The sequence below is a fragment of the Diaphorobacter sp. HDW4A genome (genome assembly GCF_011305995.1).
In the GTDB taxonomy this organism is placed as follows: Bacteria; Pseudomonadota; Gammaproteobacteria; order Burkholderiales; family Burkholderiaceae_C; genus Diaphorobacter_A.
The window spans coordinates 5901283-5913422 of record NZ_CP049910.1; the positions used below are offsets into that span (position 1 = coordinate 5901283).

At 54.3% G+C, this 12140-nt stretch carries 6 protein-coding genes, 6 tRNA genes and 3 rRNA genes; 14 read left to right on the plus strand and 1 reads right to left on the minus strand.

Annotation, left to right across the window (positions count from 1 at the left end):
• Positions 1–85: 85 nt before the first annotated feature.
• The 7 genes from G7047_RS26865 (at position 86) to rrf (ending at position 8268) form a co-directional block, all read left to right on the plus strand.
• Positions 86–1276, plus strand: a complete 1191-nt coding sequence (locus tag G7047_RS26865; protein WP_166311366.1) for a benzoate/H(+) symporter BenE family transporter — start codon at positions 86–88, stop codon at positions 1274–1276.
• 30 nt (positions 1277–1306) lie between these two features.
• Positions 1307–2251 carry a glutathione synthase gene (gene gshB, locus G7047_RS26870; RefSeq protein WP_166311367.1) on the plus strand — a complete coding sequence of 315 codons (945 nt, stop codon included), beginning with the start codon at positions 1307–1309 and terminating at the stop codon, positions 2249–2251.
• Between the two features lie 671 nt (positions 2252–2922).
• Positions 2923–4457: ribosomal RNA gene (locus G7047_RS26875) — 16S ribosomal RNA — on the plus strand.
• A gap of 95 nt (positions 4458–4552) precedes the next feature.
• Positions 4553–4629: transfer RNA gene (locus tag G7047_RS26880), tRNA-Ile, on the plus strand.
• Positions 4630–4675: 46 nt separating this feature from the next.
• A tRNA-Ala gene (locus tag G7047_RS26885) sits at positions 4676–4751 on the plus strand.
• Positions 4752–5130: 379 nt separating this feature from the next.
• Positions 5131–8009, plus strand: a 23S ribosomal RNA gene (locus tag G7047_RS26890).
• 146 nt (positions 8010–8155) lie between these two features.
• Positions 8156–8268: ribosomal RNA gene (rrf, locus tag G7047_RS26895) — 5S ribosomal RNA — on the plus strand.
• The 16S, 23S and 5S rRNA genes sit together here with 2 tRNA genes alongside, the layout of an rRNA operon.
• A 228-nt stretch (positions 8269–8496) precedes the next feature.
• Here the strand turns inward: rrf and G7047_RS26900 are convergent.
• The gene (locus G7047_RS26900) at positions 8497–9150 is read right to left on the minus strand and encodes a GspH/FimT family pseudopilin (protein ID WP_166311368.1); all 654 of its coding nucleotides are present in this window, start codon (positions 9148–9150) and stop codon (positions 8497–8499) included.
• A 235-nt stretch (positions 9151–9385) separates the two neighbouring features.
• On the opposite strand from G7047_RS26900, the gene G7047_RS26905 reads away from it, so the two are divergent.
• From G7047_RS26905 to nusG, 7 genes are all read left to right on the plus strand, one after another.
• Positions 9386–9471: transfer RNA gene (locus G7047_RS26905), tRNA-Tyr, on the plus strand.
• A gap of 51 nt (positions 9472–9522) precedes the next feature.
• A tRNA-Gly gene (locus G7047_RS26910) sits at positions 9523–9596 on the plus strand.
• Between the two features lie 43 nt (positions 9597–9639).
• A tRNA-Thr gene (locus G7047_RS26915) sits at positions 9640–9714 on the plus strand.
• Between the two features lie 67 nt (positions 9715–9781).
• Positions 9782–10972, plus strand: coding sequence for an elongation factor Tu (tuf, locus tag G7047_RS26920; protein WP_166311369.1), 1191 nt, complete (start codon positions 9782–9784; stop codon positions 10970–10972).
• Positions 10973–10984: 12 nt separating this feature from the next.
• Positions 10985–11060, plus strand: a tRNA-Trp gene (locus tag G7047_RS26925).
• A gap of 88 nt (positions 11061–11148) precedes the next feature.
• On the plus strand, positions 11149–11532 hold the full coding sequence (gene secE, locus G7047_RS26930) for a preprotein translocase subunit SecE (protein ID WP_166311370.1): 384 nt from the start codon (positions 11149–11151) through the stop codon (positions 11530–11532).
• Between the two features lie 18 nt (positions 11533–11550).
• The gene (gene nusG, locus G7047_RS26935; protein ID WP_166312285.1) at positions 11551–12138 is read left to right on the plus strand and encodes a transcription termination/antitermination protein NusG; all 588 of its coding nucleotides are present in this window, start codon (positions 11551–11553) and stop codon (positions 12136–12138) included.
• The last annotated feature ends 2 nt before the right edge of the window (positions 12139–12140 follow it).

Sequence of the window (12140 nt, forward strand, 5' to 3'; positions counted from 1 at the left end):
TCTTTGTATATTGCGTGGGCGCCGCAGATTCGCCCTGAAGACCCCTTGAGCTGGCATCGCGTCGCAGTTTGGAACGACACACGCGATGCGATTTTTCAAGGACCTGACGCTCTCGGCCTTCGTGGCCGGTTTTGTTTCTGTGCTGGTGGGGCTGACCAGCTCGGTCGCCATCGTCTTTCAGGCGGCCCAGGCCTTCGGCGCGACGCCCGCTGAAATCGCTTCTTGGATGTGGGCCGTGGGCATCGGCATGGGCCTGTGCTCACTGGTTCCGTCGCTGATTTTGAAAAAACCCGTGATGGTCGCCTGGTCCACGCCCGGCGCGGCAGTCCTCGCCACGGCCGGTGCCATGGGTGGATTCACCATGGGCGACGCTGTGGGTGCCTTCATGGTCAGTGCGGCGCTGATCTTTCTTGCGGGCGTCACGGGCTGGTTCGAGCGCGTGATGGACAAGATCCCGCAGGAAATTGCCGCCGCGCTGCTGGCCGGAGTGCTCGCCAAGTTCGGCATGCAGGCCTTCAGCGCGGCCGAAACCGCCTTGCCGCTGGTGCTCTCCATGCTGTTCACCTACTTGTTGGCGCGTCGTTTGCTGCCGCGCTACGCCGTCATGCTGACGCTGGCGGCCGGCATCGTCTGCGCTGCCGTCATGGGCAAGATGAACTGGTCGGCGATTCACTGGGATCTGGCGGTGCCCGTGTTCACCATGCCGACGTTCTCCGTGGCGGCGGTCATGAGCCTGGCCTTGCCGCTCTTTGTCGTGACGATGGCATCTCAGAATTTGCCCGGCGTGGCGGTGATCCGGGCAAGCGGCTACGACCTGCCGATCTCGAAGCTGATTTCGATGACCGGGCTGGCTACCTTCGTGCTGGCGCCATTCGGTGGCTACGCGCTCAACCTCAGCGCGATCACGGCGGCGATCTGCATGGGGCCGGAGGCACACGCCGATCCAGCCAAGCGTTATACGGCGGCGGCCTCCTGCGGCATCATCTATATATTGATCGGTATCTTCGGCGCGGTGGTGACCGGCTTGCTGATCGCCTTCCCCAAGGAACTTGTGATGGCGATTGCCGGTCTGGCGCTGCTCGGCTCCATCGGCGGCGGTCTGGCCAACGCCGTGCGTGACGAATCGCACCGCGAGGCGGCGCTCATCACCTTCCTCGTGACCCTGAGCGGCGTCACCATAGCCGGGATCGGATCAGCGTTTTGGGGAGTGGTTGCGGGCAGCATCGCCCTGTTTGTGCAACAGTACGGAGGTCCACACTCGCCCAGAGCGAAGTGATCCCTCTATCTATATAGGCACCGACAGCCCATGAACATCCTCTTTGTTGCCGATCCGGTCGAACACTTCAAGATCTACAAGGACACCACCTTCGCCATGATGCGCGAGGCGCAGCGGCGCGGCCACACCATTTCGGTGTGCGAGCCACGACATGTTTCCTGGCAGCGTGGCGAACAGGTCAAGGCCGACGTACGCGACATCCGCCTGACGGGCGATGCTGATATCTGGTTTGTGGTCGAGGGCGAGCGCCGTGCCGCGCTGGTTGATTTCGGCGCGGTGCTGATGCGCAAGGATCCGCCATTCGATGCCGAGTACATCTATTCCACTCACCTGCTGGAACAGGCGGAGCGTGATGGTGCCAAGGTCGTCAACAAGCCGAGCGCGCTGCGCGATCATCCCGAGAAACTGGCGATCATGGAGTTCCCGCAGTTCATCGGCCCCACGCTAGTGACGCGCGACGCCCAGCAGATCCGTCGCTTTCACGAGGAGCACAAGGACATCATTCTCAAACCACTCGACGGCATGGGCGGCATGGGCATCTTCCGGGTAAAGGCGGATGGCCTGAATCTGGGCAGCATCATCGAAACCCTGAACAAGGACGGCGCACAAAGCGTCATGGTGCAGAAGTTTCTTCCCGAGATCGCAGACGGCGACAAGCGTGTACTGGTCATCGGGGGTAAGCCTGTTCCTTATTGTCTGGCGCGCATTCCTCAGGGCAACGAGGTGCGCGGCAATCTGGCGGCCGGTGGCAAGGGCGTCGCCCGCCCCTTGAGCGACAAGGACCGGCAGATCGCAGAAGCGCTCGGCCCCATCCTGCAAAGCCGGGGGCTGCTGCTGGTGGGCGTGGACGTGATCGGTGAATGCGTCACCGAAATCAATGTGACCAGCCCGACCTGCTTCCAGGAGATCCATGATCAGACGGGCTTCGATGTGCCTGCCATGTTCATCGATGCGTTGGAGGCGGCGGTCGCCTGACGGGCGTAAGAGGGTGCTCCACCCATCCAGGCTAGAAAAGCGGAAAGAAATCCGCCTTTTTCATAAAAGGCGTGATTTCCGGGGCTATACTTGCGCCCTTCCTCAGGGATAACGCGTTGAAATAAGGAGCGATCCGAAAGTCAGGCGGGTGGATCTGAAGAAAGTTCTCAAAGTTCTCTGGCTGGTTCAAAAACCGGTATAGAATAGAGGGCTTCGCTACTAGGGGTGGTTGCCGGTAATCTGGTGATGCTCTGGGTGGTGGGAAAAAAGAAATCTTGGATTTCTTCTTCCGGGTCTCAGAATCCGGTGTAGAATACAAGGCTTCGCTGCTGATGACGGAAACGAAAACGGCGGCTGGTGGATGCGGGGTTTGACTGGTTATCTGGTCGGTCTGCAAAAACCACAAAGTTTGACAGGTCTTTAAAACGTGTTATAATTCAAGGCTTAGCTGATCACAGCGAGTCAAGCAAGACGAAGCGATTCGGATTGCGGTGGATCCTTAAAAATATACAGCCGATAAGCGTGGGCGTTTGATGGCGAATGCATAAGTTCTTCGGGACTAGTGCTTGTCACTACAAACGCTCATGCAAACAGTAAAATTGTAGGAAGATCATTTCTTCTTCAATTCCTATTTGTATTGAGCAAGTCGAGAGACTTTAAATTTCAAGATCGAACTGTAGAGTTTGATCCTGGCTCAGATTGAACGCTGGCGGCATGCCTTACACATGCAAGTCGAACGGTAACAGGTCTTCGGATGCTGACGAGTGGCGAACGGGTGAGTAATACATCGGAACGTGCCCGATCGTGGGGGATAACGAGGCGAAAGCTTTGCTAATACCGCATACGATCTACGGATGAAAGCAGGGGATCAGTAATGACCTTGCGCGGACGGAGCGGCCGATGGCAGATTAGGTAGTTGGTGGGATAAAAGCTTACCAAGCCGACGATCTGTAGCTGGTCTGAGAGGATGATCAGCCACACTGGGACTGAGACACGGCCCAGACTCCTACGGGAGGCAGCAGTGGGGAATTTTGGACAATGGGGGAAACCCTGATCCAGCCATGCCGCGTGCAGGATGAAGGCCTTCGGGTTGTAAACTGCTTTTGTACAGAACGAAAAGGTCGCTTCTAATAAAGGCGGCCCATGACGGTACTGTAAGAATAAGCACCGGCTAACTACGTGCCAGCAGCCGCGGTAATACGTAGGGTGCAAGCGTTAATCGGAATTACTGGGCGTAAAGCGTGCGCAGGCGGTTATGTAAGACAGATGTGAAATCCCCGGGCTCAACCTGGGAACTGCATTTGTGACTGCATAGCTTGAGTGCGGCAGAGGGGGATGGAATTCCGCGTGTAGCAGTGAAATGCGTAGATATGCGGAGGAACACCGATGGCGAAGGCAATCCCCTGGGCCTGCACTGACGCTCATGCACGAAAGCGTGGGGAGCAAACAGGATTAGATACCCTGGTAGTCCACGCCCTAAACGATGTCAACTGGTTGTTGGGAATTCACTTTCTCAGTAACGAAGCTAACGCGTGAAGTTGACCGCCTGGGGAGTACGGCCGCAAGGTTGAAACTCAAAGGAATTGACGGGGACCCGCACAAGCGGTGGATGATGTGGTTTAATTCGATGCAACGCGAAAAACCTTACCCACCTTTGACATGTCAAGAATTCCACAGAGATGAGGAAGTGCTCGAAAGAGAACTTGAACACAGGTGCTGCATGGCTGTCGTCAGCTCGTGTCGTGAGATGTTGGGTTAAGTCCCGCAACGAGCGCAACCCTTGTCATTAGTTGCTACATTCAGTTGGGCACTCTAATGAGACTGCCGGTGACAAACCGGAGGAAGGTGGGGATGACGTCAAGTCCTCATGGCCCTTATAGGTGGGGCTACACACGTCATACAATGGCTGGTACAAAGGGTTGCCAACCCGCGAGGGGGAGCTAATCCCATAAAGCCAGTCGTAGTCCGGATCGCAGTCTGCAACTCGACTGCGTGAAGTCGGAATCGCTAGTAATCGTGGATCAGAATGTCACGGTGAATACGTTCCCGGGTCTTGTACACACCGCCCGTCACACCATGGGAGCGGGTCTCGCCAGAAGTAGGTAGCCTAACCGCAAGGAGGGCGCTTACCACGGCGGGGTTCGTGACTGGGGTGAAGTCGTAACAAGGTAGCCGTATCGGAAGGTGCGGCTGGATCACCTCCTTTCTGGAAAACAGCATTCAAGATTGAACGCCCACACTTATCGGTTGTTGGAACAAGCCAAGGCTGAGCAGCAGGACCTGTTGCTCTGGTTGAGGAATGGGTCTGTAGCTCAGCTGGTTAGAGCACCGTCTTGATAAGGCGGGGGTCGTTGGTTCGAGCCCAACTAGACCCACCAAACTCTTTATTGGAAGCGCCAACACTCTGGTCGAGGAAGAAATCCTGGGGGATTAGCTCAGCTGGGAGAGCACCTGCTTTGCAAGCAGGGGGTCGTCGGTTCGATCCCGTCATCCTCCACCAACACTTATCAAGATAAAAAATCAACACCAAAGCAGTTTGGAGACAGACTGCTTTGTTGTTGACCCGGATTACCGGATCAATACGGCTGTTCTTTAAAAATTCATAGAGTCGAAATCAGCGTTGTTAGCGGAAAGCAGAAATTCGTAAAGGTTTTACTGCACCGTGCCGCTAGCAACAAATTTGATTGCGTCAAAACGAATAGACAATAACTTTGTTTAATTCAAGTAATGACGAATCGTTCTCAAAGCAGTGATCCAGAGATGGATTACAGCTAAGAAAATCATTCACATTACGGCATAACGCGTGAGGTGTGAGACCTCACAAAACAAGTCTGCGATCTGACAATTGGGTCATCTCGAAAGAGATGTCAAAGTTATAGGGTCAAGTGACTAAGAGCATATGGTGGATGCCTTGGCGATGATAGGCGACGAAAGACGTGATAGCCTGCGATAAGCTTCGGGAGCTGGCAAATAAGCTTTGATCCGGAGGTCTCTGAATGGGGAAACCCACCCGCAAGGGTATCGCAACCTGAATACATAGGGTTGCGAGGCGAACCGAGTGAACTGAAACATCTAAGTAGCTCGAGGAAAAGACATCAACCGAGATTCCGATAGTAGTGGCGAGCGAATTCGGAAGAGCCTTGCAGTGATAGTCATTGGGTTAACAAAACGGCATGGAAAGGCCGACCATAGTGGGTGATAGTCCCGTATGTGAAAACCCAGTGGTGGTACTAGGCTGCAGATAAGTAGGGCGGGGCACGAGAAACCTTGTCTGAATATGGGGGGACCATCCTCCAAGGCTAAATACTCATCATCGACCGATAGTGAACAAGTACCGTGAGGGAAAGGCGAAAAGAACCCCGGGAGGGGAGTGAAATAGATCCTGAAACCGTATGCTTACAAAAAGTCGGAGCCTCGTAAGGGGTGACGGCGTACCTTTTGTATAATGGGTCAGCGACTTACATTCAGTGGCAAGCTTAACCGAATAGGGGAGGCGTAGGGAAACCGAGTCCGAACAGGGCGTTTTTAGTCGCTGGGTGTAGACCCGAAACCAAGTGATCTATCCATGGCCAGGATGAAGGTGCCGTAACAGGTACTGGAGGTCCGAACCGACTAGTGTTGCAAAACTAGCGGATGAGCTGTGGATAGGGGTGAAAGGCTAAACAAACTTGGAAATAGCTGGTTCTCTCCGAAAACTATTTAGGTAGTGCCTCAAGTATTACCTGCGGGGGTAGAGCACTGTTTTGGCTAGGGGGTCATGGCGACTTACCAAACCAAGGCAAACTCCGAATACTGCAGAGTACAGCTTGGGAGACAGAGCACCGGGTGCTAACGTCCGGACTCAAGAGGGAAACAACCCAGACCGCCAGCTAAGGTCCCTAAAATTGGCTAAGTGGGAAACGAAGTGGGAAGGCTAAAACAGTCAGGATGTTGGCTTAGAAGCAGCCATCATTTAAAGAAAGCGTAATAGCTCACTGATCGAGTCGTCCTGCGCGGAAGATGTAACGGGGCTAAGCCAGTTACCGAAGCTGCGGATGTGCAATTTATTGCACGTGGTAGGAGAGCGTTCTGTAAGCCTGTGAAGGTGTCTGGAGACGGATGCTGGAGGTATCAGAAGTGCGAATGCTGACATGAGTAGCGTTAAAGCGGGTGAAAAGCCCGCTCGCCGTAAGCGCAAGGTTTCCTACGCAACGTTCATCGGCGTAGGGTGAGTCGGCCCCTAAGGCGAGGCAGAGATGCGTAGCTGATGGGAAACAGGTCAATATTCCTGTACCGATCAATAGTGCGATGTGGGGACGGAGAAGGTTAGCTCAGCCAACTGTTGGATATGTTGGTTCAAGCCTGTAGTCGTGCCCGGTAGGCAAATCCGCCGGGCTTAGATGAGGGGTGATAACGAGTGTGCTTGCACATGAAGTGAGTGATACCCTGCTTCCAGGAAAAGCCACTAAGCTTCAGCTATTGACGACCGTACCGCAAACCGACACTGGTGCGCGAGATGAGTATTCTAAGGCGCTTGAGAGAACTCAGGAGAAGGAACTCGGCAAATTGATACCGTAACTTCGGGAGAAGGTATGCCCCTAGTAGGTGAACTCGTACAGAGGGAGCTGAATGGGGTTGCAAAAAATCGGTGGCTGCGACTGTTTATTAAAAACACAGCACTCTGCAAACACGAAAGTGGACGTATAGGGTGTGACGCCTGCCCGGTGCTGGAAGATTAAATGATGGGGTGCAAGCTCTTGATTGAAGTCCCAGTAAACGGCGGCCGTAACTATAACGGTCCTAAGGTAGCGAAATTCCTTGTCGGGTAAGTTCCGACCTGCACGAATGGCGTAACGATGGCCACACTGTCTCCTCCTGAGACTCAGCGAAGTTGAAATGTTTGTGATGATGCAATCTCCCCGCGGAAAGACGGAAAGACCCCATGAACCTTTACTGTAGCTTTGTATTGGACTTTGAACAGATCTGTGTAGGATAGGTGGGAGGCTTTGAAGTGTGGTCGCTAGATCACATGGAGCCAACGTTGAAATACCACCCTGGTGTGTTTGAGGTTCTAACCTAGGTCCATTATCTGGACTGGGGACAGTGCATGGTAGGCAGTTTGACTGGGGCGGTCTCCTCCCAAAGTGTAACGGAGGAGTTCGAAGGTACGCTAGTTACGGTCGGACATCGTGACGATAGTGCAATGGCATAAGCGTGCTTAACTGCGAGACTGACAAGTCGAGCAGATGCGAAAGCAGGACATAGTGATCCGGTGGTTCTGTATGGAAGGGCCATCGCTCAACGGATAAAAGGTACTCTGGGGATAACAGGCTGATACCGCCCAAGAGTTCATATCGACGGCGGTGTTTGGCACCTCGATGTCGGCTCATCTCATCCTGGGGCTGTAGTCGGTCCCAAGGGTATGGCTGTTCGCCATTTAAAGAGGTACGTGAGCTGGGTTTAAAACGTCGTGAGACAGTTTGGTCCCTATCTTCCGTGGGCGCTGCAGATTTGAGGAAGCCTGCTCCTAGTACGAGAGGACCGGAGTGGACACACCTCTGGTGTACCTGTTGTCACGCCAGTGGCATCGCAGGGTAGCTATGTGTGGAAGAGATAACCGCTGAAAGCATCTAAGCGGGAAACTCGTTTCAAGATGAGATCTGCCGGGGCCTCGAGCCCCCTGAAGGGTCGTTGTAGACCACGACGTTGATAGGCTGGGTGTGGAAGAGCAGTAATGCTTTAAGCTAACCAGTACTAATTGCCCGTGCGGCTTGACCCTATAACTTTGATAAATTCAAAGACTTGTAGTTATGCCAAGTACGCAATCAAATTAAGTTCAGTGAAACAGTCTGGACACAACCTCAGCTGATTGAGACTCTATGAATTCGTTGTGCAGACCATAAGTCTGCATGACACCCAGTTATGCCTGATGACCATAGCAAGTTGGTACCACTCCTTCCCATCCCGAACAGGACAGTGAAACGACTTCGCGCCGATGATAGTGCGGGTTCCCGTGTGAAAGTAGGTCATCGTCAGGCTCTTACAGCCCAAACCGCCCCTAGCTCTGATGAGTTAGGGGCGTTTTGCTTTTAGGAAATCGAATGTGGGAAAGCGCCTTGCTCACGCTCCTCAAACCCCACACTCGCTCCCAATACCTGCGGCAAAACTCACTGATTGCCCAAGCCTCCCCGTTCAGGCTCCTTGCCGCAAACGTGACCTGAAGAGGCAGGTTCGGCATTTTGCTTCGCTCTTCCTCTTACCTGCTTTCATGTGCAGCTGTTGCCTAGTGTGGATCTAACTCTTCCGCCAGACGAGATGCAAATCATGGTGTCGAGGTTGGAATCGTTCAATGCTTTGGGAGTCACCGCAAAGCTGGCGCCGATGCCGTTGATGGCGCCCCAACGGTTGACGGTCAATGTGGACGAGTTGGTTGTGAAGCGCACCGATGCCTCGAGCAGACCTGGAAAGGACTGGATCAACTCGTCGTCATCGGCAGTTCCTGGCGGTCCGGGAATTCCGTTGTTGTCGATGTCGACGAACACATCCCAGCCACAGCTCCAGTCGCTGGCGGACGCAGTGCAGCTTCGACCTTCGGTGCTGTCCTTTTTGCGGAGTTTGATATTTTCACCTCTGCGCACCGCTTCGGAGCGGGCGATCTGGAGGGCGCCTTTCAATTCCATGACGGCCTGATGCACGCGCAGCTTTTGAATCAGGCTGGCGAAGCTCGGCGCGGCCAACATGGCCACGACGGTGAGCAGGGCAAACGTACACAAGAATTCGACCAGAGTGAATCCTTGCACGTTGGGCTGTTCAGAAGATGAACTGCTGAAGATGGGCGAGGTCATGATTTCGCAGGCTGTGACGGTGAATTCCTCTTTGTATAGCGATGCGGAAATGAGGTGTTTGATCTCATCATGCAAGCGTGCAAATGTGAGTTCGTGTACTCCGAAAGACTTATGTACCTTGGGCGGATGAGCGATGTGCAAAAAATCGCTTCTCAATGCATTTCTCTTTGCGTTTTCCCGAGAGAGGGTGCTGCGCCGAGCTACAATACGAGCTGCAGTTAGATTGACTCGGAAGCAACCAAGAATCTTTAAATTATTTTTAGGGTTTCTTGGAAGAGGTTGAAAAAGTCGCTATAATTGCAAGTTCTCCGGAGGGGTGCCCGAGTGGCTAAAGGGGGCAGACTGTAAATCTGTTGGCTTACGCCTACACTGGTTCGAATCCAGTCCCCTCCACCAAATTATGAGAGTCGAGGTCCTCGTTGGGTGCGACGCTGATCAATAGATCAAGCGGGAGTAGTTCAATGGTAGAACCTTAGCCTTCCAAGCTAATGACGCGGGTTCGATTCCCGTCTCCCGCTCCATGGCTGGTTTGTGAGAAAGTTAAGCGCAATGCGCTGTGAAGTTGCCCATGTGGCTCAGTGGTAGAGCACTCCCTTGGTAAGGGAGAGGTCGCGGGTCCGATTCCCGCCATGGGCACCACAAGTTTCAGGTGCGTCCGTTCGTGGTTGCGCCTTTATTTTTGGGTGTAAGTTTTCGGAGTCAAGAAATGGCAAAGGAAAAATTCGAGCGGACCAAGCCGCACGTCAACGTCGGTACCATCGGTCACGTTGACCACGGCAAGACCACGCTGACGGCTGCTATCGCTACCGTTCTGTCGAAGAAGTTTGGCGGCGAAGCCAAGGCTTACGACCAGATCGATGCTGCGCCCGAAGAAAAGGCTCGCGGTATCACGATCAACACCGCTCACGTCGAGTACGAAACGGCCAACCGCCACTACGCTCACGTTGACTGCCCAGGTCACGCTGACTATGTGAAGAACATGATCACGGGTGCTGCCCAGATGGACGGCGCGATCCTGGTTTGCTCCGCTGCTGACGGCCCAATGCCCCAGACCCGCGAGCACATCCTGCTGGCCCGTCAGGTTGGCGTTCCTTACATCATCGTGTTCCTGAACAAGTGCGACATGGTGGATGACGAAGAGCTGCTCGAGCTGGTCGAAATGGAAGTTCGCGAACTCCTCGACAAGTACGACTTCCCGGGCGACGACACCCCGATCATTCGTGGTTCGGCCAAGCTGGCTCTGGAAGGCGACCAATCCGACAAGGGCGAGCCTGCCATCATGAAGCTGGCTGAAGCTCTGGACACCTACATCCCAACGCCTGAGCGCGCTGTGGACGGTGCTTTCCTGATGCCAGTGGAAGACGTGTTCTCGATCTCCGGTCGTGGTACCGTGGTGACAGGCCGTATCGAGCGCGGTATCGTCAAGGTCGGCGAAGAAATCGAAATCGTCGGTATCAAGGACACACAGAAGACTACGGTCACTGGCGTGGAAATGTTCCGCAAGCTGCTGGACCAAGGTCAAGCTGGCGACAACGTGGGTCTGCTGCTGCGCGGCACGAAGCGCGAAGACGTCGAGCGCGGCCAAGTGCTGTGCAAGCCCGGTTCGATCAAGCCGCACACCGAGTTCACTGCTGAGGTGTACGTTCTGTCCAAGGACGAAGGCGGCCGTCACACTCCGTTCTTCAACAACTATCGTCCTCAGTTCTACTTCCGTACAACGGACGTGACCGGTTCGATCGTTCTGCCTGCTGACAAGGAAATGGTCATGCCTGGCGACAACGTGTCCATCACCGTGAAGCTGATCGCTCCGATCGCCATGGAAGAAGGTCTGCGTTTCGCTATCCGCGAAGGTGGCCGTACCGTCGGCGCCGGCGTGGTTGCCACGATCATTGCGTAAGTTTTGAATCGTAGGGGTATAGCTCAATTGGCAGAGCGTCGGTCTCCAAAACCGAAGGTTGTAGGTTCGATTCCTACTGCCCCTGCCACCTAAGGGTGGAAACAATAAGCCCGCCAAGCCTTGGCGGGCTTCGGCGTCTTGTGCGGCGCCGGAACATGAAATGATTGCAGTCACTTATGGCCACTTCTCAGGTTGAAACTGTTAGTACTGGTGCGGATAAGGCGAAGCTCGCCTTTGCCGTCGTACTGGTGTTGGCCTCTATTGCCGGTTTCTATGTGCTTTCCAAGCAGGGTCCATTGGTGCAATGGGCTGCGTTGCTGGTGGGGCTGGTGGCGGCCGCTGTGGTATTTCTGGTCTCCGAGCCGGGTCGCCAGTTTGTGGCTTTCGCTCGCGATGCGTGGAAGGAAGTGCACAAGGTTGTCTGGCCGACTCGCAAGGAAGCATTGCAGATGACAGGTTACGTGTTCGCCTTCGTGGTGATCATGGCCCTGTTTCTGTGGTTTACGGACAAGACGCTTGAGTGGGTCTTGTACGATTTGATTCTGGGTTGGAGGAAGTAACTGATGACTGATGACGCCATGGAAAATGCTGGCGCGACGGCGGCAGTTCCTGCTCCTGTAGCTGCGGGTAACCCGGATCTGCGCTGGTACATCGTGCATGCCTATTCGGGTATGGAAAAAGCGGTGGAACGCAACATCACCGAACGCATTGCGCGTGCGGGCATGCAGGACAAGTTTGGCCGCATTCTGGTTCCGACCGAAGAAGTGGTCGAAATGAAGAATGGCCAACGCAAGACGACCGAGCGGCGTCTGTATCCTGGCTATGTGTTCGTTGAAATGGTGATGGAAGATGACACTTGGCATCTGGTGAAGCACACCAGCAAGGTCACTGGATTTGTGGGTGGTTCCAAGAATCGCCCCGCGCCAATCTCTGATGATGAAGTGCAGAAGATCGTCAGCCAGATGGAAGAGGGTACGGAAAAGCCACGTCACAAGATTGAATTCACCGTGGGTGAATTCATCCGAGTGAAGGAAGGTCCGTTCACCGATTTCAATGGTTCGGTGGAAGAAGTCAACTACGAAAAGAATCGCCTGCGCGTGTCGGTGATGATTTTCGGACGTTCCACACCAGTCGAGTTGGAATTTGCTCAGGTCGAGAAGACCTGAGC

Coding starts and splice junctions, on each gene's coding strand:
- G7047_RS26865 (WP_166311366.1), top strand. CDS start 86: ATGCGATTTTTCAAGGACCTGACGCTCTCGGCCTTCGTGGCCGGTTTT.
- gshB (WP_166311367.1), top strand. CDS start 1,307: ATGAACATCCTCTTTGTTGCCGATCCGGTCGAACACTTCAAGATCTAC.
- tuf (WP_166311369.1), top strand. CDS start 9,782: ATGGCAAAGGAAAAATTCGAGCGGACCAAGCCGCACGTCAACGTCGGT.
- secE (WP_166311370.1), top strand. CDS start 11,149: ATGGCCACTTCTCAGGTTGAAACTGTTAGTACTGGTGCGGATAAGGCG.
- nusG (WP_166312285.1), top strand. CDS start 11,551: ATGGAAAATGCTGGCGCGACGGCGGCAGTTCCTGCTCCTGTAGCTGCG.